This is a genomic window from Psychrobacter raelei, from assembly GCF_022631235.3.
Taxonomy (GTDB): domain Bacteria; phylum Pseudomonadota; class Gammaproteobacteria; order Pseudomonadales; family Moraxellaceae; genus Psychrobacter; species Psychrobacter raelei.
This window is the reverse complement of record NZ_CP093310.2, coordinates 2,913,757-2,940,007: the sequence shown is the minus strand read 5'-3', so window position 1 is coordinate 2,940,007 and position 26,251 is coordinate 2,913,757. Positions and strand designations below refer to the sequence as shown.

Genomic DNA, 26,251 nt, shown 5'->3' with positions numbered 1-26,251 from the left:
CGCGATAATAAATAAATCTAGAAATGTAGGGATGCAGTTTAATGTCTAACACTGACACTTCAAAAAACACAGCAGTGGCTAAATTCAAGCGACTGACGCATAAAGACCTAGGGGATAAGGTACCTAGGCGTGGCGGAAGCGTTGCACCACCTATTGCCCGTGCTCTGTTTAAACTTATGGGTTGGCGGGCAGTCGGTGAGATTCCTAATGTACCAAAGGCGGTCTTTTTGGCTTTACCGCACACCTCAAATTTTGATGGACTATACGCCATACCTTTGGTGTTGGGGTTAGACTTAGACATTAATATCATGGGAAAAGACAGTTTATTTAAGTATCCAGTATTGGCGAGCTTCTTTAAATGGGCGGGTATTATTCCTATTGATCGCAGCAAAAAGGGTACGGTGCTACAGGCCAGTATCCATAAGTTAAAATCCAGTAAATCGATGTACTTAGGATTATCACCTGAAGGTACTCGAGACTATACCGATAGCTGGAAAACTGGGTTTTATTATATTGCCGATGGTGCTCAGGTTCCTATCGTGCCAGTCGCTATGGACTATAAGAGCAAAGAGGTTCGCTTCTTAACGCCGGTCTATACCACGGGTGATTATGAAAAAGATGTGCTCAAAATCGTAGAGCAATACAAAGGAGTAGTGCCCAAACACCCTGAGAAGATGTCAAAACCCCTGCAGGATATTAACAAATAGCAGTAAATTTTAATGATAAAAAACCGCTTATTATGAACTAAACCGTCCAAGATTTGGGGTTCAGTTCAATTAAAGCGGTTTTTTTATCACCGGTCGCCGTAAAACCACCCACTTCAGGGGGTGGATATAAGGCGACACACACTGTCGTGATCAGTACTTAAAGTATTGCAAGTTAAAATTAACCTCGCCATACTGACCCTATGAAAACACTCAAGCTACGCATCAAAGACAAACACGTAAACCAGCTAAACAAACTAGCTGGGAGTGTTAACTATGCGTGGAACTATGTTAATGCGTTAAGCTTTGAGCATTTAAGACGCACAGGTAAGTACTTTTGGGCCTATGATTTAAGCCAATACACCAAAGACAGTGGTGAGTATTTAGGCTTACACTCGCAAACTTTGCAAGCCATCAACGAAACTCATGCCAAATCTCGTAAGCAGTTTAAAAAAGCCAAACTTAATTGGCTAACCAATCGTCCTGATGCCAAACGAAAAGCTTAGGTTGGATACCTTTTAAAAAGTCTGCCATAAAGTATCTACATACCAGACAAACAGGTAAAAAAGCACTTAAATCAACCATACAGCTATCGCTCTGTAAAGGTCAAAAGCTTATCATAGACGTATTCGATAGCTATAATCTAAGCCTATATCAAATCAACACGCTTGAGATAGTGCAAGACAGTCGTAATCGTTGGTATGCCTGTATTACCGTCAAAGATTTTCCTAGACAAGCAAGTGGCAAAGGCAGCGTTGGTATTGACTTAGGCTTAAAGCAGTCTGCTACCACATCAAACGGTGACAAGCTGACTATTAAGCAAACGCAAAAATGGGCGAATAAATTAGCAGTCGCCCAGCGTGCTAAGAATAAGAAGCATGTCAAAGCAATACATGCCAAAATTAAAAATACAAGATTAGACTTAATTCATAAATTCACCACCAAGCTAGTGCAGAGTAATGCCTTAATTGTGGTCGGTGATGTTAAATCACGCTCATTTACAACTAAAAAGACCAAAATGGCTAAATCGACATACGATGCAGGATGGTTTGAACTTAAACGACAACTGGAATACAAATGCAAGCATGCAGGTTGTCAGCTTGAGATCGTAAATGAGAGTTACACTACCCAGACCTGCTCGTACTGCCGCCAAATAAGTGACAGTAGTCCAAAAGGTAGAGCAGGTCTTGGAATAAGAGGATGGAGGTGTGCTGAGTGTGGCACATGGCATGATAGAGATATCAATGCTGCTAAGAACATCCTTGCGGTCGGGCTTGACCGTCTAGCTGTAGGAATCCCCTCGGTTTAGCGAGGGGAGGAAGTCAAGGCTGTACAGCTAGCAACTGCTTATCTTCACTTATCACGCATAATCTAATAGGTTAAGCTTAATCCCCCATCGACTGGTAAGGTGACACCAGTAATCATACGGGCCTCTTCACTGGCTAAAAAAGTAATGGCCTCAGAGGCGTCCTCTAAGCTGACAAGGTCGCCTAAAGGACTGTGCTGTAAAAACAGCTGACGGCTGTCATGACTATTACGATCGTCAGCTGTTAGCCCTACATTTACCGCATTGACACGTATACCGTTCGTACTGTGCGTTAATGCCAGCTGCTTAGTGTTTTCAGCTAGCTGATGGTTTTGTTGCTGATAATCGTGAAGACTCCACTCACTGCTATTGTCCGACAGTAAGCCAACATTAACTACACTGCCTTTAGATTGGGCTAACGCTTGCACTAAGCTGCCCTCCAAAGGCAGCGAGGTATTTATATTAATTAAAACATCGATTTTTTGATACTTTTGTAAAACGTGAGTAACCAGCTCATCTGACGGTGTGGCCTGGTCTAGACGATAGGTAATGGCTAAGTGATTGCCTGAATTGATCCAAGTATGGTCTTCTGGCAAGTCTGCTGCTATATATTGTAATACCTTGCTGTTACTGCCTACTAAGATCACATTAGCGCCTTCTCTGGCCAGTTTCATAGCAGTGACTCGGCCCAGGCTTGAATCAGCTCCAGTCACGATAACGGCTTTATCATTAAAACGCTTCATAAGAGTTGGCCTTATTTTATTTAAAAGTTTTTCGTGTTTATGATTTTGACAAGATTTAGCCTTTATAGCAACCTTCAATAATAAGGCTGGCAAAGTGTAAAAATTACACTTATTCGGGGCATAGAAAAAGCAGCCTATAAAAGGCTGCTTTTTTGAGATTAGAGACAATGACAGCTAGTCGTTAGCTGTTATTTGTTATCCACATCCACATTAGGAATTGAAGGCTCATCACCTGAAACAGTAGTGATTGAAGGCTCTTTATCTGTCTGTTTAGCAGTATCAGCAATGGCTTTTTCAACTTTCGCTTTTTCAGCTTCAGTTTCTGCCTTGTCTTGTAGCTTACGTAAGAAGCGAGCAGCAGCCTCTTGACCACCAAGACCGAACGATAGGGCAAAGGCAACAGCCACAGCACCCAAAGTAAGACCAAAGGCAAGGTTAACAATAGAATCGGCAATCCCCATCGCTTTTAGACCCATCGCAAGCACAAGGCCCATGATAAGAACACGAACGATATTGGCTAAAAATTGTGATCCTTTATCAGAACGCTCAACCACACCAGCGATGATGTTGGCTAACCAGAAACCGATGAACAAAATAACAGCGCCTAAGATAATGTCAGCACCAAAAGCAATGAACATAGTGATGATGCCACTGATTTGCCCAAAGCCTAGTAAGTCTGCAGCTAAGATACCTGCAAATAACATAGCAAAGAAGATGATAGCATGGCCAACAAGGTCTGAAACTTGGGTTTTACCCATAGCACTGTCTAGACCAACCTTGGCAGGCAGGGCATTAACTGTGGTGTTTTCAAGCAAGCCTTTAACCACATTCGCGACCATTTTCATGATGTAGTAGGTGATGATTAAAATGGCTGCTGCAGTAAAGACATTCGGCAGCGCGCTCATAATTTTGTTCAGCATATTAGTCGCTGGACGCGAGATAACTTCGATGTTTAGGGCATCTAAAGCTATGATCGTGGTTGGAATAATGACCAATAAGAACGCCAATGAACCGGCGATATTAGGTAAGCTATTTTCACGATTATTACTAATACCGGCTTTCTCAGCAAAACCTTGTAGGTTTAAGCTGGTAACCATATTAGTTACGATACCACGGACAATTTTTGCCACGATATAACCCACAAAGAACACCACACCTGCCATAAATAGGTTCGGGATGTAACTTACTGCTTTATTTAGCATGTTGGTTAATGGGGCAAATAAGCCATCTAATTGTAGCTGGCCTAATACAATAACGAGTACAAACAGCAAGATAACCCAGTAAACCATATCAGCAATGGTGCTGCTCATAGGTTGAACGCCCGCTTGTGCACTTAGTCTTTCATCAAGAGTGGTCTTAGATAAAGCGGTGTTGATAGCGGTACGTGCCACTGTCGCCACGACCCAACCAATCACGCCAATAATCACAGCGCCTAGTAAGGTGGGAATAAATGACAGTACGTTGTCAATCATATTAGCAAATGGGGCTGAAATGGCATTTAGGCTCAACATACTTAATGCGCCTGAGATTGCCATTAAAAAGATAAACCAAAAAACGACCTTAGAAATTATGTTTTCAAGGTCGTAAGCTTTACCTGTTGAGGTGTTCATACGTTGGTTTAAATTAACACGGGCCAGTAAGTTGCGTACAACACCAGCCAGTGCCATAGCAATTAACCAACCAATAACGAATACCAAAATGGCTGCGATAATCGAGCCGATTGGTCCGCCTAGATTGCTATTAAACCAAACAAACATGTTGTCCATGCTGTTTCTCCTGTAATGTAATTCAATAAGTGGATCTAAAGATGACCCTAATATACTTTTGTATTTTTAAGTTTGTCTATCTAAAAAGGTCAGTTTAATAGTATTTTTATCTGCTACTTATAAGAAAATCAATAAGATAACTTATTTTATTTTTGACAATCTTAAGGCTGCAAAAATTAGGTTAACTACTTTAGTTAAATTTATTTCTAAAAAAAACTAACCTATATCTTAGATAAGAAGCTGTCAGTAGTTACGTTCACTATAAAAAAGTGACAGCTTACGATGTCACTTTATCGGAATAACCAGTAATAATAAATAGCTATTTTTAATATTAGTTTAGATATATGTGAGAAGGTGTGACATATTTAGCATTTATTAACATTTACTATACAATACTTTAGCATGTTAACTTAGTTATATGGTGATTAATTGCCATTTTTGATATTATTACGCCTATTATTATGCGAAGCACTTTATTATGCGAAGCACTAAATGTCGAATGACTCATAACTTTGTGAGTCAATGAAAATTAGAGGGGCTTATTGGTTTAAACCCTTAAAGACACCTTGGCCTGTGTAGATGCTGACAGCGTATAAATAATAACCAGATTTAGCAGACAATAATTTTAATTAACAATAGAGTTTATTTATGAAAAAAGTAATGGTTCCTAAGTTTTTAGCAGTAGCTTTAGTGAGCACCTTAGCTTTTGGCTGTGCTAATAATGGCAACAAAGCTGACCAAAGCAGCTCAAGCACTACCGTAACTGAAAAAAGCTCTGAGCTTGAAAAAGTAGGCTACAGCATTGGCTATGCCACAGCAGAGAGTTATAAAGAGTCGTTGAATGACTTAAATCTCGATACCTTCGAAATGGGCTTTCGTGATGCTTATGGCGATAAAAAAGCAGCTTTGACCAAAGAGCAAATGCAGGAGGTCATGGCTAAGTACGAAGAAAAGAAACAAACTGAAATGATGGAAAAGATGAAAAAAGACGCCGTCACTAATAAAGCCGCTGGTGACAAATTCTTAGCCGAAAATGCTAAAAAAGAAGGCGTTCAAACCACCAAATCAGGATTACAGTATAAAGTTATCAAGCCAGGTACTGGAAAATCAGTAACTGCCAGCGATATGGTTAAAATTAACTATGAAGGCAAATTGCTAGATGGTACAGTATTTGACAGCTCGTATGACCGCGGTGAGCCGGTAGTATTCCCTGTTGAAGGCATGATTCCTGGCTTCACAGAAGGTCTAGAGCTGATGAAAGAAGGCGGTGAGTATGAATTGTATATCCCAGCTGATCTGGCTTATGGCGAAACCGGTAACTCAGGCATCGATCCTAACAGCACTTTAATCTTTAAAGTGCAGATGATTGAGGTAAATCCAAAAATGCCTGAGCAGCCTGCACAATAATTAATAATTGGCAGATTTGACAATTTCAAAAATCATCAAAAAAATACCTGCTAATTAGCAGGTATTTTTTATGGTCTACAGTCGTAGCAAAATAGTGCTACAGTCTTTTTTGGAATACTTTTGAATTACGACCATTGTGATAGGCGGTGCGGCGTGGCTCAGGCAATTGATCTGCGCTCACTTCGATAAAACCTTGCTCCACAAACCAGTGTGCGGTACGGGTGGTCAACGCAAATAGGTTGTGCAGACCATGACTGCGAGCTTGCTGCTCTAAAAAGGCGAGCAAATCTGCACCACGACTGCCATTACGATAATCTGGGTGAATGGCAATGGACGCCACTTCTGCTGACTCGTCATCTAAGGGATGCAAGGCTGCGCAGCCCAAGATCATACCATCGCGCTCGATCACACTATACAGCTCAATCTCCTGCTCTAAGCGCTCACGTGAACGCTGGACTAAAATGCCTTGTTCCTCAAGAGGGGAGAGCAGCTCAATTAAGCCTACCACATCATCAATGGTGGCACGGCGAATCTCTTCATAAGGGTCATGGCTAATGAGTGTGCCTGAGCCATCACGAGTAAACAGCTCCTCTAGCAGTGCCCCATCTTCAGCATACGAGATGATGTGTGTACGGTGGATACCGGCACGACAAGCTTGAGCGGCGCAGTATAAGAAGTAATAAATCTCACGGTCCAAGTCACGATCACGTAAGAAGCGGTCCACTTCATTAGGGATCATAGCGTGTAGCAAACGACCCTCTTCATTAATTCCCGTCTCATTACCTAAGAAAATCAGCTTATCGGCATTGAGTGCAACGGCCGCTTTAAGCGCCACATCTTCTCCAAGTAAGTTAAATACTTCGCCGGTGGCCGAGTAGCCCATTGAGCCTAGGATGACGATATGATTGTGAATAAGATTGTTTTTGATGGCTTCAACATCAATGGAGCGCACTTCGCCGGTCATTTGATAATCAACGCCATCACGGACACCATAAGGTCTGGCAGTAACGAAGTTGCCTGAGACAGCATCGATGCGTGAGCCATACATGGGGGAGTTGGCAAGGCCCATCGAAAGCTGAGCTTCGATCTGTAAGCGAATCGCACCCACAGCTTCTAAAATGGCGGGCATGGCTTCGCGCGGCGTGACTCGAATGTCTTTATGTAGTGGAGAGTCTATACCCAATTTATCTAAGTTCTTCTCAATCTGGGGCCGTGCACCATGCACTAAGACTAAGTTAATACCTAGACTGTGCAGTAACGCAAAGTCATGAATAAGATTGCTAAAATTAGGATGGTTTACAGCTTCGCCGCCAAACATAATGACGAACGTTTTGCCTCTATGGGTATTGATATAAGGAGCTGAGTTTCGAAACCAATGAACATAGTCTGGCGTTATTTTTGGCATAGCAGTATCAATCATATGAAAATATCACAATAGGCTTAAGGCATAAGGGAATGAAATAAACGCTTTTACGATAGCAAAAAATGCCAACTTGGGCTATCTTTATTTTAGGTGTAAGACTGAGGCAACTGACTTAATACAGATAATTACGTGAATTTGTCGCATACTATCGATTTATGTCCTTATACTGTAAGTTTGCAGTATTTTTAAATCATAAAGATAATAACAACAGCAAAGACACTGCGGCGCTTACTACCTAATGGCTGACTTTATTTAACCCTTGTTTATCACCCCACTTCAAAAGGATACGTATTTTATGAAATTTTATGCATCAACTTCCTCTAAATTGGTCACAAAGCTTGCCGGCAGTATGGCCATTGGCTCAATGCTATTGGCAGGTAGCGTAAGCGCTCAAGCTATGTTACCCACACCAGAGCCTGAAATGAGCAGCCCAAGCAATCAAGCCAATGCCGCCGCCATGCAAGCTACCCAGGCCAATCAAGTTGTGTCTAAGACTGTGGCCGCCTTAGTTAGTGTGGATGCTCAAGGTCAGCCTACTTTGAAGCCTATTGATGCCAATACTCGCCTACAAAAAGGCAATGTGATTGAGTACCACAGCTATTTTACCAACACCGGTAAAGACCGTATGCGTAAAATGGATGTGACCATGACTATTCCAGAAGAGGTGAAGCTCGTCGGTCAAGTATCACCCGATACAGCCTCTGCCAGTATCGATGGCACCAACTTTAGTCATATGCCACTGCGTGGTAGTATTAATGGCCAAATGCAAGATGTGCCACTTGAGTACTATAAGAACTTACGCTGGACCATAGAAGGCTTGGGTATTAATGAAACTGCGGTGGTTAAATATCGCGCCATCGTAAAATAAACACAGTTTATTGTATAAAAAAAGCCCACTATCAATATGATAGTGGGTTTTTCAATTTGGGCTTATTCAATGGCAAAGATTGCGTGTCAATTATTGAGCCGATATTGCACGTGAGCCTTAGCAATCGCTGCGCGGATGGCTGGCAAGTTTTGCTCGGTGGCAGCAGCGCCAGCAGCAATGGCTTTTTCGCGATCTAAGGTGGTAATGGCACTGATAGTCGCTACATCAGGGCGAATGACCACATCAGCACGGCCTATTTCTGCCTCATTAATCGCCGCATAGTGTTGACGGTAAGCTTGAGTGGCTGAGTCTTTAGCACTGCTATTAAGATAGCTATTATAGCCTTGTTCAATTAATGACCACAGACTGCGGTTGGCATCTTTGATACCCGATGGAGAGGTGTTTTTATTTTTATTTATTTGTAGATCCACCGCAATTACAATATCTGCACCCAGTGCTTTGGCGCTATCCACGGGTACGATACTGACCACCCCGCCGTCGATATATTTTTTACCCACGATGCCTGACGTCTTAGGATCAGGAATACGGGGAGCAATAAATACATTAGGGACACTACTTGAGGCCTGTACAGCAAGTCCAGCTTCACCTTGGGTAAATGCGGTCTTAGCTAAGCTGTGCTTTTCAGCCGCCACTGCGCCAAAGCGAATGGGAAAGGCTTCAATGGGCTGATTATTGACCTGTAGATTGACAAAATCACGCAGCTTGTTGCCCTCGATGATACCTTGATAAGCTAAGGTAAAGTCGGTCAGCTCGCTGTCTGCAGTAGTGCGGGCAATGCGCTCAAGTTCGGCAGCAGATTTACCACTGGCATAAAGACTGCCCACAAAGCTACCGACGCTGGTGCCTACCACCAAGTTTGGGTGAATGTTATTGGCCTCCAAAGCTTTAATCACACCTACATGAGCAAATCCCTTAGCGCCGCCGCCACCTAATACCAAAGCGATGGTTGGGGCAGAGGCAGTAGACGTCGCTACATGTTGGCCAGATTTGCCAGAAGCGACAGATGAGGTATGACAAGCGCTCAACAGCAGCGTAGAGGCCATGACCGCTACACAGGTTAAGCCGGTCTTTTGGCCATTAAAAGGCAAGCCAGCTCTAGTCCTCATTGTATAAGTCTTCAGCCACGGGGGTTAATTCAAGCAGTTTGATAAAGCGTCCTTCCACATCAATGATGGAGATGTGCCAGCCTTGAGTAGTCACGCTTTCACCTTCTAAGTCGCCCACATAGCCCAGCTCCTGCATGACTAGCCCGCCCATGGTATCAACGTCGGTGTCATCAAAATTAGCATTTAGCTCTTCATTGCAGTCTTCAATGAGGGTTGAGGCCTGAACAATCCAAGTATTGGGTTTTTCGGGGTGAGGAATGATGTTATTGATGTCACTGTCTTCTTCAAAGTCATCGTGCTCATCAACAATGTCACCGACGATTTCTTCGAGCAAGTCCTCCATCGTGACCACGCCCACCATGTTACCAAACTCATCGACCACAACAGCCATGTGCACTTGAGTACGCTGTAGTGAGCGCAACAGCGTGTCAGAGCGTGCGGTTTCGCTGATATATAAAGGTTGACGGATCAATGACTTTAGGCGAAAAGAAGTATCTGCATCTTCATCTTGACGAATCATGTTGACCAGCAAAGGAATTAGGTCTTTGGCCAATAAGATACCAATGACGGCATCATCATCTTGACTGTCAAACACCGGATAGCGTGAATGACTGGTCTCCATGATCATGTCCATAATATCGCCTAGGGTATCATGTTCACGAACTCCCTCGACTTGAGGACGCGGGGTCATAATCTCACGAACTTGCGTGGCGGGTAGGTCAAGCACCCCTTCCAGCATATCTACGGTATCGGCTTCTAAAAACTGGCGTGAGTTTTGGACCAATTTTATCAGCTCGTCCCGGGTTTCGGGGGCAGTATGAAGCCAGCGCTTTAAGCCGCGCATGGACCAGCTGGTTGTGCCAGAATTGTCATCAGACATGGGGGGAGTATCACCTCGTATGGTTATTTAGTTGCTCTCACTTTATCCCAAGGTGCATTTATATTCAACGCCCAAGGCTACTATTTTCTCGTCTATTTTGTATTATCCCTGTGAGCTTATTTGCTAAGTTACGGACACTAAAATAAACTTACGGCAAACCTAGCCTTTGGACGCCTCCCACTTATGACCAAAATCAACCCCTCTCATACTGCTAATCTGACCAAACAGCTTGTGGTTAAGCCCCCGCAGGCACGTATTTCACCGCTCATAAAAGCAGGCGTAACTCTGGCGGTGCTACTGGCTGCATTATGGGCAGGCTTGGTGCTGTGGATACATTTGGTGCCCCTAGGGGGTCTGCGAGTAATTATACTGCTGGTGCTTGGTGTGGGCGTTGGGTTAACTTTAAAGTCGTATTGGCAGCAAGCGCTGCACTGGCAAAAACAGCTGGCTCTACTGTGGACGCTGTGGCTGATGCTTTTGATGTGGTTTGTTTGGTTGCCACCTAAGCAGGATAGACACTGGATGCCAGAGGTGAGTCAAGTGCTACAGTTTACCCAAGATCCCCAAAACCCCAATCTGATTACCTTGCATAATGTGCGTAACTTTGATTGGGTACGAAGCACAGGCACTCAGCCTCTACCGCAGCCTGAGGCGCCTTATTATTATAAAGTGGCCAGCGATGACACAAAGGAAGTAGTCGCCACCGAGCGCTGGAGCGAGCGTACGGTAGATTTAGACAAGCTGAGCGGGGTAGATATTGTCAACTCGTACTGGATGGGTGAGCAAATAGCGCACACTTTGCTAAGTTTTCGCTTTGAAGATGAGCGGCCACTGAGCTTCTCTATTGAAATACGTAAAGAAGAAAGTGAGTCATTCTCAGCGTTTGGCGGATTTGTAAAACAATTTGAAATGGCCGTAGTGGCCGCAGAAGAGCGCGATATTATTTATACCCGTACCAATGTACGCGGTGAGCAAGTATATCTGTTGCCTATTGAGGGGATGAGCAAAGCGCAGATGCAAGCGCTGTTTAAGGCCTATTTGCAGCAGGTCAAGCAGCTACAGCAGCAGCCCATCTGGTATAACACTCTCATTCGTAACTGTACCACGGTCATATTTGATATGGCACGTGCCATTGATGGTAGGGACTTTCCTTGGGATTATCGCATCTTGATGTCCGGCTATGTGCCAAATTACCTTTATGACCAACACCTATTGCCTAGGCAGACAGAGAATTGGCGTATTGAGCAATGGTATAAAGCGGCGCATATCAATCCCAAGGTGGCACACTTTAGCGTTGAGAACAATCAAAGCGCAGACAGCTACTCAAAGCAAATCCGTCAACAGATACCGCAGCCAGCTTTAGTGGCCAAGGCAGACTAAATATTACGCATAAGTACCTGAGGTAATATCTCATCTTTTAATACCCACCAAGTGATGGGGTCGGTAAGTTTTTCAAAAAACGGCTCAAAAGGCGGGGAGATGAAAATAAATATCAATAAAATAGTATATAGCCCCAGATAATAATAGCGCTGAGAGTCTTGATAAAACTTCATGGCTGTACCCGATGAGCGCTTCAGACGACGGTTTAATAAGTCAACGCTATACGCTTCATCTAAGCCCAAATGTACCAGTGAGCCTAACAATAAAAAGGATCCATAAAACCAGCTAATAATGGCGGGTATATCAAAGATATAAAAGTTCAGACACGTCAGCCCCAGTGCCAATACCAGCATATAAGGAACCGAGTGGATAATACCGCGATGCACCGTCAAACGGGTGAAAATAGCAAAAACCCCATAGCGCACAAAGCCATAGCCTGCCAGCCATAACAGTATCATTGAAACCAGCGACAGCTCACTGCGCCAGTGAATCACCAACGCAAAGGCAGTCGCCAGTGACACAAAGTCAAAGCCCATTTTAATTGGCGTGGAGTTGTCAGAGTCGATATCAGGCAGCAGGCCGCCCACCGTGCCTGCCAACACACACATTAAGAACTGCTGAGCATCTACCAAGCCTGCTTTATAAGTAATCAAGCCCAAAACCCCACTGACTGCAAAGCCGCCAGTAAGGTGGGTTTTAAAATTTGCCACAGAATATTAGCCTATCAATCAAAAGAGGGTGATAAAAAATAGGTAGCTGTTGATTACGCAACCGCTACCTATGCAAACAGAGGGTTAAACCATTAATCTCTAAGAGCTTTGCTCAGTGAAATTAAAAGGTTTTTTGCTGCAATATTTGCTCCATACGCTTGGCCAGACGAATATCATGGCTTGAAATACCGTTTAAGTCATGGGTAGTCAAACGCACGTGGACCTCATTATAAATATTGGTCCATTCAGGATGATGCTCGAGCTCTTGGGCGCGAAAAGCGGCTTGAACCATAAAGCTCATCGCCTCGACAAAATCATGGAAAATAAAGGTCTTGACGATAGCATTACCTTCTTTAACCCAGCCTTCTAAATCTTGCAATTGCAGCTCTACTTGAGAGTCGGTGAGATGGCTCATAAAGCCCTCCTAAATAAGTCAAAGATACCCCTATAATAATACACCAGAGCACTGCAAAACAGCCTCTAGTATATTATATTTGCTTTATGGGAATTGTAATGCCTAAGTGTGTATTATTGCTTATATTTTTTTATAAACCACCTTGGTTTTTATGGCTATTTTACCAGGTCTTGGTACGCCTCATGTTTGTTAATATAGGAGGCTACGAATGAGCACTGTGGCACTACTTTTTTGTTCTCAGTACGGGCATAGTCTAGGGCATGCTTCACCAGCGCCGACCCCACGCCTTTACCACCAAGCTCTGATGGCACGATAGTGTGGTCATATACAATGGCATCGCCTTGATCTTGATAGCTGATAAATCCTGTATGACCATCAATTGTGGTTTCAAAACGGTTTTCAGCGGTGTTATGAGTGATATCGATAGCTTGTGTCATAAACGACTCCCTAATAAATGGTTAAGGTAGAACAGTTAAGCCCTTAAATAAGTAATAGACCGATTTATAAGTTTTATTACTCACAGATTACTAAAGTGTTGGGGGGTATTTAGAGCGCAAACTCTAAGTAAGATGTCCAAATGATAAGGGCTGACTCTTAATGATTACTTTAGCATAAAGCGCTACAATTCATGCAGTGTATTGTTATAGCTTTTGGGTGATAACGTAAATAGGCCCCCGTTTGTGGCAATAGGCTGATAATAGCTATGAAAAAGCCATACAATAGCAGGAAAACCACAACATAAGATGATAACTGTAGGCCAATATGCGATAATGCTGCTTAACCGTATATTCGATTTCTAATTGCTTTTTTATTTGATTTTTAATCAGACCTAACCCTGATAATGGAGTCTTAATGGCACAATATATTTATACCATGAACAAGGTATCAAAACTTGTTCCGCCAAAACGTGAAATTCTAAAAGACATTAGCTTGTCTTTCTTTCCTGGCGCAAAAATTGGCGTTTTAGGCATTAACGGTGCGGGTAAATCAACACTGCTACGCATTATGGCTGGCGTGGACACCGATTATAGTGGTGAAGCTCGTGCGCAGCCCGGTACAAAGATTGGTTACCTGCCTCAAGAGCCACAGCTAGATGACAGCAAAGATGTACGCGGTAACGTTGAAGATGGTATGCGTGAGGCGTTAGATGCGCTGACCCGTCTGGATGAGATTTATGCAGAATATGCCGCCCCCGATGCCGACTTCGATAAGCTGGCTGAAGAGCAAGGTAAGATGGAAGACATCATTCAGGCTTGGGATGCGCATAACTTAAATACCCAGCTTGAAAAAGCCGCCGACGCACTACGTCTGCCACCTTGGGATGCCGATGTAAGCAAACTATCGGGTGGTGAAAAGCGCCGTGTGGCACTGTGTCGTCTGTTGCTATCTCGCCCTGACATGTTACTGCTTGATGAACCGACTAACCACTTGGACGCAGAGTCTGTGGCGTGGCTAGAGCAGTTCTTGAAGAACTTTAGTGGTACCATCGTTGCCATTACCCACGATAGATACTTCCTGGATAACGTGGCCGAGTGGATTTTAGAGCTTGACCGCGGTTATGGCTATCCCTATGAAGGTAACTACACTGAGTGGCTAGAGCAGAAGAACAAGCGTCTAGAAGAACAGCAGAAGCAAGAAGAGTCTTTTGCTAAAGCACTGAAAAAAGAGCTTGAGTGGGTGCGTAAAAACCAAAAAGGTCAACAGGCCAAATCTAAGTCTCGTATCCAGCGCTTTGAAGAGCTAAACTCAAAAGAATTCCAGCAGCGTAACGAGACCTCAGAGATTTATATTCCACCAGGTCCTCGTTTAGGTAACAAAGTAATTGAGGTGAATAACATCTCAAAATCTTTCGGTGATCGTCTATTGTACGAAAACCTAAGCTTTAACGTACCACCAGCGGCCATCGTCGGTATCATTGGCCCTAACGGTGCTGGTAAGACCACTTTGTTTAACATGATGACCGGTCTTGATAAGCCAGACACGGGTTCAGTTGATTTAGGTGAAAGTGTGAGCGTGGCCTATGTGGGTCAGGTTCGTGATAACCTTGATGATAACAAAACGGTGTGGGAAGAAGTATCAGACGGCTTAGACATCATTAAAGTAGGCGACTATGAAACCCCAAGCCGTGCGTACATTGGCCGCTTTAACTTCAAAGGTCAAGATCAGCAAAAGCTGGTAGGTAACCTGTCTGGTGGTGAGCGTAACCGTCTGCAATTAGCAAAAACGCTAAAGCAGGGCGCCAACGTTATCTTACTGGATGAGCCATCGAACGACTTGGACGTAGAAACCTTACGTGCCCTAGAAGACGCGATTCAAGTATTCCCAGGTACCGTATTGGTCGTATCGCATGACCGCTGGTTCCTTGACCGTATCGCAACCCATATCTTGGCGTTTGAGCCAGAAGGTCCCGTATGGTATGACGGTAACTATTCAGAGTACGAAGCGTATCGCAAGAAGACTTTAGGTGATGATGCTGGTCCTAAGCGTATGAAGTACAAGAAGATTAGCGGCTAACGTTAAACGTCGGCATCTATAAAACAATAATAGGGCATAACTGAAATTTCAGTTATGCCCTATTTTTTTATCTGGGTTGTTTTTATCTGGGCTATAGATAGCAAATAGCGATTTTAGAGGATAAATATGGTACCTACTTATACATACAGCTTTTAATATTTTAGGCAGGTTATTAATAAATAACATTATTTTTATTTACAATATTAATGGTCATTTTTTAGAGTTTGGGTGGCAGACTTATTGAAATAAAGTTCGTACAAAAATAATGAAAGTATGTAATATTTATTGTACTATAGTAATTCTACATATCTGTTTAGTTAATATACGTAATAAAATAGTTAGCAAGTGAGCTATTCAATGCTACAAAATTGAAATGAATTATGCTTAATGGAAGAAGTAGAAGTAATATTACGTTAACTTAACCCTTAATTTTTCCTTTAAAATTACCACAATCTTCTGGAATGTGGTCGTCCCAATTTATATCAAAATAATACCCCTCGTACTGTGCAAAGCACAATGACATCAACCTGACTCTAATCACGGCGGAATCACTATCAAGATATCTTTATCTGGTGATCTCTATTTATCCTTTTTTTAAACCATAAACCAGGATATTTAAGGCACTGAGATTGCGATCAAGTTTATTCAAATTATCAATCAATTTTATTTGATTGATAAAGATAATTATTCACAAGCAAGCTATTAGATATTAAACAAGACGAAGCCCGTGACCATAACACTAAACCTGCGACTTTTAACAAAAGATGGTAAACATTCAACAGGTTAATTTGGAGCTCTATGGTGCTTATATAAGCGATGTCACTCTTATTGATTAAATAAAGTGTATAAATTATATGTTTTTTCTAATCAATAAAAGACTAAAGTATCCTTCCACAGCCCGCCTTATCTTATATAGCATATTTCATCCCATACCCTCCAAGGAAAAGCCATATGAACCACATTTATAAAGTTATCTTCAACAAAGCCACAGGTACATTTACCGCCGTAGCAGAGTATGCCAAGGGACAAGGGAAAAAGAGTCATGGCTCAGTAAGCAAACCGTCTTTTATCGCAGCGGGGATATTTAAGTTTTCATCGTTAGCAATGGCCCTCTTAGTGGTTAACAGTCCTGTTATGGCGGCTGAAATAAATGGAAGCACAGTAGGCTGTAGAGGTGATACAAATGCAGTTTGTGGGAACCCTAATACTGGTACACCCGGTGGCGAATATTCTGCTTATAGATCAGGTGTGGTAGTAGCAGGTAATGATCAGACACGAGGCAATGGCGGGCTGCCCACCGCAACAGGAGTTAATAATAGAAATACAGATATAGGTGGTAATCAGGCCATCGCTATTGGCAACAGAACAATTGTTCAAGGTGGACAAGCAGGTATTGCTATAGGTTATGGCAACTATGTAGATACTGGTCTTGTCGGTGGTACAGTCTTAGGTACTGGCTCTAGAGTCACAGGGACACGTTCTACAGCGATTGGTTACTCAACAGAGGTAACGGCAGCAGATGCTGTGGCAATAGGAACTGATGCAGAGGCTAGACGCGAAGGGTCGGTAGCACTAGGACAAGGCGCCACTACTGCCAATGCAGCGACAAGTGCTAGTTCAGCGACAGTAAATGCCCAAACTTACGATGGGTTTGCAGGTAGCAGCGGTGTTGCTGCTGGCGATCAGGTCTCTGTAGGTTCTGTAGGAAATGAACGTCAAATCAAAAACGTCGCACCTGGTACAGTAACAGCAAATAGCACCGATGCGATTAACGGCAGTCAACTGTATTCAGTAGCGGATAATCTTGGTAATTTGGCAGGAGATACAGTTAGTGCCTTAGGCGGTAACGCCACACTAAATCCTAACGGTACGTTTACCGCACCGACTTATAACGTAACAAATGCAGCAACGGGTAGTAATTATAATGCTACACCAGCCAATAATGTTGGTACAGCACTAACCAATTTAAATAATTATGTGAACGAAGGGTTTGATGTTCAAGATAATGCGGGTACGGTGCAGGGCACAGTTACTCCAACTGAAGCGATACGGTTTAACAATGGAGATGCCACTACTGCTAATGTATCAACAGAAACAAATGGCGTCACCAATGTGCAGTATGACGTAGCCGTGGATGGCACTACCATTGATGTTGTAGGTGGCGCCTTGACAGTTATAGGCGGCGGTGACCCTGTTCATTTCTATAGCGTGAATAATGATGATGAGACAGCAGCTAACTATAATAATGATGGTGCGACCGGCACCAATGCGATAGCCTCAGGCGTCGGTGCGTCAGCGGATGGCAATAACAGTATTGCTATGGGTACAGCGGCAGGTGCGACGGGTGAAGGTGCTTTGGCAGCAGGTCGAGATGCATCGGCAGACGGAGAGTTTAGTGTTGCTATTGGCAGAAATGCGACAGCAACCAATGGCGGATCATTAGCCTTTGGTGAAGGTACTAACTCTACAGGTGCTAACAGTATTGCCATTGGTGAGGCGGCTCAGTCTATTAATGACAACACTATTGCTATTGGCGCAGACACCATTGCTAATACTACTTATTCTACATCAATAGGCCGAGCAGCCTCTTCTACTGGCTCAGGTGCTACGGCTATAGGTGGGGGTAATTATAATGAAAGTGCAGGTACAAGAAGCTCTGCTATTGCAGAGGGTTCTGGTGCAGTAGCTATTGGTGGAGGCTACAATAATACTAACATTGGTGCGAGAGCAGAAGCTTCACGTTCAGTAGCTATTGGCAACAGATCATCTGCTACTTTAGCTGACTCAGTGGCTTTAGGTTCGCAGTCTGTGACTACAGTTAATAGGGGTGTGGAAGGTGTCAATCCTTTAAGCGTAACCCAAAATGTTGATTTAGCAAGCTCTACTTGGACATCCACAGCAGCAGCAGTATCAGTAGGTGACGTAAATAATAATGAAAGTATTACTCGACAAATCACGAGTGTAGCAGCAGGCACCAATGCTACAGATGCAGTAAACGTGGCACAGTTACAAGCCAATGTGTCAGAAGTGACAGCAGGCGACAATGTTGCCGTTACTCGTGACGATACGTCAGGTCATCCTGTTTATACTATTAATGCTGAAGATACGACAGTTACTTCAAACAATGGCTCATTAATAGTAACCCCTAATTTGACAGACAGTACTGCTGAAAATGCGGGCATTGATAACTATGACATTAGCTTAAGTCAGGCGACGCAAGAGGCCATCGAAGCGGGACAACGCAATAACACCGTGACTGCAGGTAACAATGTTAGCATCACTGAAAGTGCTAATGCTGAGGAGGGTACTGAGTACACGGTGAATGCACAAAGCGCCACCGTATCATCAAATCGTTTAGAGGTTACGCCTACAGAAGGCGCTAATGCTGATGTTACTGATTACCAAGTAGAATTATCAACCACTGATCAAACCACATTAGATAATGCGAGCACGGGTCTTAATATCAATGCAGACAACGGTGCCACTGACAACATTCAGTTATCAGAAACAGTTACCTATACCGCTGATGACAGCAACATCGTTACCACGGTTCGTGACAATGAAGTTGGCTTTGGTTTGGCTGATACTTTAACGATTGGAGACACTGAGCAGAACCAAATTACAGTAGATGGTACGACGGGTACGGTAGGTGGCTTAAATAACACCACTTTTGATCCAAATAACTTTACATCAGGACAGGCAGCCACAGAAGATCAGCTTAGCGTAGTTGCTTCAGGTGTCACCGACCTAACCAACTCACCGCTTACCTTTACCGGTAATATCAACAACGATACAAATGGTGATGGTACTCAGCAAACATTAGGATCAACACTTAACATCGTTGGTGGTGATGGTGTTGGTGTTGGTGACTATTCAACGACTAACGTGAGAACAGTAGTTACCGATGGTCAAGTAGAAATACAACTATCGGATACGCCTGAGTTTACATCAGTGACTACAGGCAACACGGTCATGAACACAGATGGCGTGCGTATTACCAATGGACCAAGCTTAACAGCGACCGGTCTTGATAGCGCAAACCAAACCATCACTAATGTGGCGGCTGGTAACAATGCTACAGATGCTGTAAATGTCAGTCAGTTAGAAGCAGTGCAGAATGTTGAAAATTACTTTCATGTTAATGACGGTACTAATGCAGGCACAGGCAATGCAAATACAAACTCAGGCAAAGTAAATGAAGCGGGCGGGGCAACGGGTAATCAATCTATAAGCGCAGGGCAATATGCGACAGCAGCAGGTGCTCAGAGTATGGCACTTGGCTTAGCTGCAGAGTCTGCAGGCAACAGTAGTGTGGCTGTTGGTTTTTTATCAGATGCAAATGGTCAACAAAGTGTCGCTACTGGTTATCAAAGTGAAGCAAATGGGACTCTAGTTACTTCAGTAGGCGCACAAAGTGGCCTAGATTCGACCGGTAATATACAAACAAATATCGGTGCGTTAGCAGGTGCTTACGCCAGTGGCCATTCTAATACCTCTGTTGGGATGCAAGCCGGCTCAGGCACGGCAAATAACAATAATACAGGTCATAATAATGTATCAGTTGGTTATCAAACCGGTTCTACTGTTACGGGAAGCTGGAATACAGCGTTAGGTTCGCAAGCAGGACGCAGAGTAACAGGTGCACAAAATACAGCGGTGGGCCGTTGGTCTGGGCAGAATGTAGTCGGTGCAGACAACTCAACCTTAGGTGTGCGTTCCGGTCAAAATATTGATGGTTCTGATAATCTAGCTCTTGGTGCAGGAGCAGGTAACAATATAACAGGCAGTGCAAATATTGCAATTGGTCTTAATGCAGGACGTAGTATTGGTAATGACAATACCACTGTTAATGACACGATTGCCATTGGTGACTCAGCCACAGCAACTGCTAGTAATGCCGTGACTATTGGTGCTGACTCTCAGGCAAGCGTTGAGAGTAGTGTGGCTTTAGGTGCTAACTCTTCTGCAGATGTAGATAGTGGCATTCAAGGTGTGAATCCTTTAGGTGTCACTCTACCAGACTTAACAAGTAGCACATGGACATCGACTGCAGCGGCTGTCTCTGTTGGTAACACTCAGGACAATATTACCCGTCAAATTACCAATGTCGCAGCAGGCACTAATGCTACAGATGCGGTCAACGTAGCTCAACTTGCTGCTAATGTAAGTGAAGTGACAGCAGGTAACAATGTTGCCGTCACTCGTGATGATACGTCAGGTCATCCTGTTTATACCGTTAATGCCGAAGATACAACGGTTACCTCAAGTAATGGCTCATTAACGGTAACCCCTAATTTGACAGACAGTACTGCTGAAAATGTGGGCATTGATAACTATGACATTAGCTTAAGCGATGACACTCAAGCGGCGATTGCTCGTCAAACTTCAGTAACTGGTACAGGCCCGATTACAGTGGCTGCATCTGATACACCAAATGCCTCTGGCGGTGCAGAATATCAAGTTACTATCAATACGGACGATACGCTTAATACGACTAACAACCAACTGGGCGTCAACACAGGTAATGTCACTACTGCCACACCAACATCAGGTACGGTAACCGCAGCAGATGGCGCCACCATTGCTACTACAGGTAATGTTGCTGATGCCATTAACTCTGCGTACTTTACGGCTAATGGCACCAATACAAACACCCAAGTGGATGCAAGCGATGGCAGCGCTCAAATATCAGCGGGTGACACCTTATCACTTGAAGCTGGTCAAAACTTAGCCTTAGCGATGACTGACGCAGGTGCTATCCAATTATCTACGACACCTAATGTCGCATTTAACAGTGTTACCACAGGTAATACGGTCATGAACACAGATGGCGTGCGTATTACCAATGGACCAAGCTTAACAGCGACCGGTCTTGATAACGCAAACCAAACCATCACTAATGTTGCGGCGGGTAGTAATGCTACAGATGCTGTGAATGTTAGTCAGTTAGAGCAATTAGCGCAAAATTCTGATAGACAAACTTACTTCCATGTTAATGCAGATGGTAATAATACAGGTGGAGATGCAGCAACCAATTTAGGTAGTGTCGGCACAGCTGCAGGCGCTACGGGTAACCGTTCGCTTACGGCTGGCGCTCAGGCTCAAGCTTCAGGTGTTCGTACAGTAGCTGTGGGCAACTGGTCATCCGCTATTGGTAATGACAGCACGGCACTTGGTAATAATGCTTCGGCTAATGGACAACGCACTACCGCTATTGGCAGTAGTGCACAAGCTAATGGTGAAACAGTATTAGCCATAGGACGTCAAGCTGGTAACGGCGCAGCTGAGGGACGTTATAACACCTTTGTTGGTGCACAAAATACTGGCGCACGCTCAACGGGAGAAGTAAACACCTTTATTGGTACCAATGCAGGGTTTAGTGCAGATGGAGGTCAAAACAGCTATCTAGGTGGCTATGCGGGTAACCGTGCTACTGGCTCTGATAATACCTATGTGGGAACCAGTGCTGGTTGGATTTCAGAAGGTAATCAAAACACCGCATTAGGAACCTATGCAGGCAATAGCGCAGAAGGTAATGAAAATACCTTTATTGGTTATGGTAGTGGGTTTAATGCTGGTGTTAATGGAGAGTCAACTGGTAATGCTGTATTAGGCTACCAAGCAGGCCAAAATTTAAATGGTGAACAAAACTTAATTAGTGGTTATCTTGCGGGGAGTTCATTACAAGGTGACCGCAATGTTGTAATGGGTGCGTTTGCAGGAGCGACAGACACTGAAGTATCAGATACTGTAGCGATTGGTTCAGTTGCTGAAGCCACACAAACAGGAAGCATTGCACTTGGTGCAGGGTCACTGGCTAATACAGCAGAAGGCTTTACAGGTGTTAACCCACTTGATATAGAAAATATTGATTTGTCTAGCAGCACATGGACATCGACTGCAGCGGCTGTCTCTGTTGGTAACACTCAGCACAATATTACCCGTCAAATTACCAATGTGGCGGCAGGTACTAATGCTACAGATGCGGTCAACGTAGCTCAACTCGCTGCTAATGTAAGTGAAGTGACAGCAGGTAACAATGTTGCCGTCACTCGTGATGATATGTCAGGTCATCCTGTTTATACCGTTAATGCCGAAGATACAACGGTTACCTCAAGTAATGGCTCATTAACGGTAACCCCTAATTTGACAGACAGTACTGCTGAAAATGCGGGCATTGATAACTATGACATTAGCTTAAGCGATGACACTCAAGCGGCGATTGCTCGTCAAACTTCAGTAACTGGTACAGGCCCGATTACAGTGGCTGCATCTGATACACCAAATGCTTCTGGCGGAGAGGTATATGAGGTATCAGTAGAGACAGACAGTTTTACGCCAGCTGCTATAGGCACAATTAGTGCAAATACCCCAGCGGCGCTCGCTACAGCAGGTGACATTGCCAATGCCATTAACCAATCAGGCTTTACTGTTAGCGCCAATGGTGATGCTGGTGAGATGATTAACCCAGGTGATGCGGTTGACTTCATCAATGGTGATAATATCGAAATCACTAGTACAGGTGGACAGTTCACGGTTGGCACCAAAGCAGATGTTGTCTTTGATAGCATGACCGCAGGTCCTGTTGTGATTAACAATGAGGGCATCAATGCTGGTAATACGAAGATCACCAACGTCGCTGCAGGCACTAACCCAACAGATGCGGTGAATATGAGTCAGTTGGGTGAACAAGTGGCTGCTGCTACTACAGAAGTGGCTGGTGGCACCAATGTAGCCGACGTTATTACCTCCACCGGTGATAACGGTCAAACGGTTTATACTGTTAACGCTCAGAACGCTAGTGTGTCATCAGACAGTTTGGATGTGATAACAACCACGAATGCAGAGACCAATGTCACCGACTATCAAGTAGAGCTCACAACACAGACACAAGACAGTCTTTATAGAGCTGACAGTGCCCTACAAACAGTGGTTACTCAAATTGATGGTAACGATGTTAAGACCATTAATAAAGACAACAACACTGCCAATTTTGTCACAGGCGATAACATCGTTTTAAGTGATGATGGTAATGGCGGTATTGAAGTGGCCACCGCTGATGATGTGACATTTAACACCGTGACTGCTAATACTGTGACAGCTGGTGATACCGTGATGGACAACTCAGGAATCACGGTTAATAACGGTCCTAATGCTCCTGTTCGTCTAACCAACACCGGATTAGATAACGGCAATAACACCATTACTAACGTTGCTAATGGTACCAACCCTAATGATGCGGTAAATAAAGAGCAATTAGATACTGTTGCTGCTGCTGCAAAAGCATCTAAAACAACAGTTGAGGCTGGTCGTAACACGACAGTAGCCGCGACTACTGATGATGAAACAGGTGCAATGACCTATGTCGTGAATGCCGATAGCTCAAGTGTTAGTGCAGGCTCAGAAGCTGTGACCGTTGCTGCTGGTGAGCGTGATGAGCAAGGCAACACAGACTTTGCGGTTGATTTAAGTGATACTACCAAAGCCAGTATTGCCAAGGCAGACACAGCCATTCAGTCTGTAACAGGTGCTGATAATCTCACGGCAACCACTGACGGTAATAACAATGTCATTGTTGAGCTAAACGATGACATTACAGTAAGTAACGTCAACACCGGCAGTACAACGATTGGTGATACCGTGACAATCAACAATGAAGGTATCAACGCTGGTGGTACTAGAATCACCAACATCGCTAACGGTACCAATCCAAATGATGCGGTGAATAAAGAGCAATTAGATACTGTTGCTGCTGCTGCAAAAGCATCTAAAACAACAGTTGAGGCTGGTCGTAACACGACAGTAGCCGCGACTACTGATGATGAAACAGGTGCAATGACCTATGTCGTCAATGCCGATAGCTCAAGTGTTAGTGCAGGCTCAGAAGCTGTGACCGTTGCTGCTGGTGAGCGTGATGAGCAAGGCAACACAGACTTTGCGGTTGATTTAAGTGACACTACCAAAGCCAGTATTGCCAAGGCAGACACAGCCATTCAGTCTGTAACAGGTGATGATAATCTCACTGCAACCACTGACGGCAATAACAATGTCATTGTTGAGCTAAACGATGACATTACAGTAAGTAACGTCAACACCGGCAGTACAACGATTGGTGATACCGTGACAATCAACAATGAAGGTATCAACGCTGGTGGTACTAGAATCACCAACATCGCTAACGGTACCAATCCAAATGATGCGGTGAATAAAGAGCAATTAGATACTGTTGCTGCTGCTGCAAAAGCATCTAAAACAACAGTTGAGGCTGGTCGTAACACGACAGTAGCCGCGACTACTGATGATGAAACAGGTGCAATGACCTATGTCGTCAATGCCGATAGCTCAAGTGTTAGTGCAGGCTCAGAAGCTGTGACCGTTGCTGCTGGTGAGCGTGATGAGCAAGGCAACACAGACTTTGCGGTTGATTTAAGTGACACTACCAAAGCCAGTATTGCCAAGGCAGACACAGCCATTCAGTCTGTAACAGGTGATGATAATCTCACTGCAACCACTGACGGCAATAACAATGTCATTGTTGAGCTAAACGATGACATTACAGTAAGTAACGTCAACACCGGCAGTACAACGATTGGTGATACCGTGACAATCAACAATGAAGGTATCAACGCTGGTGGTACTAGAATCACCAACATCGCTAACGGTACCAATCCAAATGATGCGGTGAATAAAGAGCAATTAGATACTGTTGCTGCTGCTGCAAAAGCATCTAAAACAACAGTTGAGGCTGGTCGTAACACGACAGTAGCCGCGACTACTGATGATGAAACAGGTGCAATGACCTATGTCGTCAATGCCGATAGCTCAAGTGTTAGTGCAGGTTCAGATGCAGTGACTGTTGCTGCTGGTGAGCGTGATGAGAATGGTAACACTGACTTTGCGGTTGATTTAAGCGACACTACCAAAGCCAGTATTGCCAAGGCAGACACAGCCATTCAGTCTGTAACAGGTGATGATAATCTCACGGCAACCACTGACGGCAATAACAATGTCACTGTTGAGCTAAACGATGACATTACAGTGAGTAACGTCAACACCGGCAGTACGACTATTGGTGATACCGTGACCATCAACAATGAAGGCATCAATGCTGGTGGTACTAGAATCACCAACATCGCTAATGGCACCAATCCAAATGATGCGGTGAATAAAGCTCAGTTGGATAGTGTCGATGCTAGAACTGGTGCAATTGATGCTCGTGTGACAACAAATGAGGGTAATATTGCGGCCAATACCAACAATATCACTCAAAATGCAGGAGCTATTTCACAGATAGGTGACAAAGTTGCTGTTAATGAAACGAATATCCAAGCCAATACGAATAGCATCAACAAAGGCCTGAATATAGGTGATGGCGTGACTGCAAATAACTATCAGCTTGGAGATACGGTAGCGGTCACAGGTGATAGCAACATTACCACTACCACACGCACAAGCGGCGTTGAAGTTGGCTTAGCAGACAATATCACAGTAGAGACGGTCACTGCTGGCAATACTACCATTAATAATGAAGGTGTTGTGGTTAAAGCACCGGCTAATAGTGAGGGCCGTACAGATGTGGCATTAACGGCACAAGGGCTTAATAACGGCGGTAATCGATTAACCAATGTCGGGCCAGGTGTTGATCCAATGGATGCGGTTAATGTGAATCAACTAAATAATTTAGGCTACAAGTTAAGTAGCAAAATTGATGATGTTGAAGATGATGCCAATGCAGGTGTCTCCTCTGCAATGGCAATGGCCGCTTTACCGCAGGCCTATATACCAGGTAAAAGCATGGTAACCGGTGGTATGGCTTCTTATAACGGTCAAGGTGCTGTTGCTATTGGTTTGTCTAAATTATCGGATAATGGCCGCTGGGTATTTAAGATCAGTGGTAGTGCCGATACAGAAGGTAATGGCGGCGGTGCAGTAGGTGCAGGTTTCCACTTTTAATCACGCTTAATTGAATGTGTATTCACAAACAAGCTTGCCGCTTATTTTGAGTAAG

Annotated in this window: 14 protein-coding genes and 1 pseudogene; 7 read left to right on the top strand and 8 right to left on the bottom strand. The window is 44.0% G+C overall.

Annotated elements, in window-relative coordinates:
• Window positions 1–41 precede the first annotated feature (41 nt).
• Entirely contained in the window at window positions 42–707 is a 666-nt protein-coding gene (locus tag MN210_RS12305) for a 1-acyl-sn-glycerol-3-phosphate acyltransferase (RefSeq protein WP_011961466.1), read from the top strand.
• Between the two features lie 200 nt (window positions 708–907).
• A pseudogene (locus MN210_RS12300) lies at window positions 908–2,013 on the top strand (RNA-guided endonuclease InsQ/TnpB family protein).
• A gap of 62 nt (window positions 2,014–2,075) precedes the next feature.
• Here the strand turns inward: MN210_RS12300 and MN210_RS12295 are convergent.
• Both MN210_RS12295 and MN210_RS12290 read right to left on the bottom strand, forming a co-directional pair.
• Window positions 2,076–2,753, bottom strand: coding sequence for an SDR family NAD(P)-dependent oxidoreductase (locus MN210_RS12295; protein ID WP_011961465.1), 678 nt, complete (start codon window positions 2,751–2,753; stop codon window positions 2,076–2,078).
• Between the two features lie 188 nt (window positions 2,754–2,941).
• Window positions 2,942–4,519, bottom strand: a complete 1,578-nt coding sequence (locus MN210_RS12290) for a mechanosensitive ion channel (RefSeq protein WP_011961464.1) — start codon at window positions 4,517–4,519, stop codon at window positions 2,942–2,944.
• Between the two features lie 648 nt (window positions 4,520–5,167).
• On the opposite strand from MN210_RS12290, the gene bamJ reads away from it, so the two are divergent.
• Window positions 5,168–5,926: a BamJ family beta-barrel-assembly machinery protein gene (gene bamJ / locus MN210_RS12285; RefSeq protein WP_110817148.1), complete on the top strand. Its 759-nt coding sequence runs from the start codon at window positions 5,168–5,170 to the stop codon at window positions 5,924–5,926.
• A gap of 97 nt (window positions 5,927–6,023) precedes the next feature.
• Here bamJ and argA read toward each other — a convergent pair whose 3' ends face one another.
• The gene (argA, locus tag MN210_RS12280; protein WP_011961462.1) at window positions 6,024–7,346 is read right to left on the bottom strand and encodes an amino-acid N-acetyltransferase; all 1,323 of its coding nucleotides are present in this window, start codon (window positions 7,344–7,346) and stop codon (window positions 6,024–6,026) included.
• 298 nt (window positions 7,347–7,644) lie between these two features.
• On the opposite strand from argA, the gene MN210_RS12275 reads away from it, so the two are divergent.
• Complete coding sequence (locus MN210_RS12275) at window positions 7,645–8,217, top strand: hypothetical protein (protein ID WP_011961461.1); 573 nt, start codon at window positions 7,645–7,647, stop codon at window positions 8,215–8,217.
• 86 nt (window positions 8,218–8,303) lie between these two features.
• On the opposite strand, the gene MN210_RS12270 is transcribed toward MN210_RS12275, so the two are convergent.
• On the bottom strand, window positions 8,304–9,344 hold the full coding sequence (locus tag MN210_RS12270; RefSeq protein ID WP_338412286.1) for a patatin-like phospholipase family protein: 1,041 nt from the start codon (window positions 9,342–9,344) through the stop codon (window positions 8,304–8,306).
• The gene (locus MN210_RS12265; protein WP_110817146.1) at window positions 9,334–10,224 is read right to left on the bottom strand and encodes a CBS domain-containing protein; all 891 of its coding nucleotides are present in this window, start codon (window positions 10,222–10,224) and stop codon (window positions 9,334–9,336) included. Before MN210_RS12265 ends, MN210_RS12270 begins: the two co-directional genes overlap by 11 nt.
• A gap of 183 nt (window positions 10,225–10,407) precedes the next feature.
• On the opposite strand from MN210_RS12265, the gene MN210_RS12260 reads away from it, so the two are divergent.
• The gene (locus MN210_RS12260; protein WP_110817145.1) at window positions 10,408–11,604 is read left to right on the top strand and encodes an Lnb N-terminal periplasmic domain-containing protein; all 1,197 of its coding nucleotides are present in this window, start codon (window positions 10,408–10,410) and stop codon (window positions 11,602–11,604) included.
• On the opposite strand, the gene MN210_RS12255 is transcribed toward MN210_RS12260, so the two are convergent.
• The 3 genes from MN210_RS12255 to MN210_RS12245 form a co-directional block, all read right to left on the bottom strand.
• Entirely contained in the window at window positions 11,601–12,314 is a 714-nt protein-coding gene (locus tag MN210_RS12255; protein ID WP_241878716.1) for a metal-dependent hydrolase, read from the bottom strand. The genes MN210_RS12260 and MN210_RS12255 overlap by 4 nt on opposite strands.
• A gap of 121 nt (window positions 12,315–12,435) precedes the next feature.
• On the bottom strand, window positions 12,436–12,729 hold the full coding sequence (locus MN210_RS12250; RefSeq protein ID WP_011961456.1) for a 4a-hydroxytetrahydrobiopterin dehydratase: 294 nt from the start codon (window positions 12,727–12,729) through the stop codon (window positions 12,436–12,438).
• A gap of 155 nt (window positions 12,730–12,884) precedes the next feature.
• Window positions 12,885–13,166 carry a GNAT family N-acetyltransferase gene (locus tag MN210_RS12245; protein ID WP_241878715.1) on the bottom strand — a complete coding sequence of 94 codons (282 nt, stop codon included), beginning with the start codon at window positions 13,164–13,166 and terminating at the stop codon, window positions 12,885–12,887.
• Window positions 13,167–13,581: 415 nt separating this feature from the next.
• Between MN210_RS12245 and ettA the strand changes: the two genes are divergently transcribed.
• A complete protein-coding gene (gene ettA, locus MN210_RS12240; protein WP_241878714.1) occupies window positions 13,582–15,243 on the top strand; it encodes an energy-dependent translational throttle protein EttA in 1,662 nt (553 codons plus the stop codon).
• A 951-nt stretch (window positions 15,244–16,194) separates the two neighbouring features.
• Window positions 16,195–26,196, top strand: coding sequence for an ESPR-type extended signal peptide-containing protein (locus MN210_RS12235; protein WP_241878713.1), 10,002 nt, complete (start codon window positions 16,195–16,197; stop codon window positions 26,194–26,196).
• The last annotated feature ends 55 nt before the right edge of the window (window positions 26,197–26,251 follow it).

Bases quoted from the DNA above. Each gene is read 5' to 3' on its own strand.
- MN210_RS12305 (WP_011961466.1), top strand. From the start codon at position 42: ATGTCTAACACTGACACTTCAAAAAACACAGCAGTGGCTAAATTCAAG.
- bamJ (WP_110817148.1), top strand. From the start codon at position 5,168: ATGAAAAAAGTAATGGTTCCTAAGTTTTTAGCAGTAGCTTTAGTGAGC.
- MN210_RS12275 (WP_011961461.1), top strand. From the start codon at position 7,645: ATGAAATTTTATGCATCAACTTCCTCTAAATTGGTCACAAAGCTTGCC.
- MN210_RS12295 (WP_011961465.1), bottom strand. From the start codon at position 2,753: ATGAAGCGTTTTAATGATAAAGCCGTTATCGTGACTGGAGCTGATTCA.
- ettA (WP_241878714.1), top strand. From the start codon at position 13,582: ATGGCACAATATATTTATACCATGAACAAGGTATCAAAACTTGTTCCG.
- MN210_RS12260 (WP_110817145.1), top strand. From the start codon at position 10,408: ATGACCAAAATCAACCCCTCTCATACTGCTAATCTGACCAAACAGCTT.
- MN210_RS12265 (WP_110817146.1), bottom strand. From the start codon at position 10,224: ATGTCTGATGACAATTCTGGCACAACCAGCTGGTCCATGCGCGGCTTA.
- MN210_RS12245 (WP_241878715.1), bottom strand. From the start codon at position 13,166: ATGACACAAGCTATCGATATCACTCATAACACCGCTGAAAACCGTTTT.
- MN210_RS12235 (WP_241878713.1), top strand. From the start codon at position 16,195: ATGAACCACATTTATAAAGTTATCTTCAACAAAGCCACAGGTACATTT.
- MN210_RS12290 (WP_011961464.1), bottom strand. From the start codon at position 4,519: ATGGACAACATGTTTGTTTGGTTTAATAGCAATCTAGGCGGACCAATC.
- MN210_RS12250 (WP_011961456.1), bottom strand. From the start codon at position 12,729: ATGAGCCATCTCACCGACTCTCAAGTAGAGCTGCAATTGCAAGATTTA.
- MN210_RS12270 (WP_338412286.1), bottom strand. From the start codon at position 9,344: ATGAGGACTAGAGCTGGCTTGCCTTTTAATGGCCAAAAGACCGGCTTA.
- argA (WP_011961462.1), bottom strand. From the start codon at position 7,346: ATGATTGATACTGCTATGCCAAAAATAACGCCAGACTATGTTCATTGG.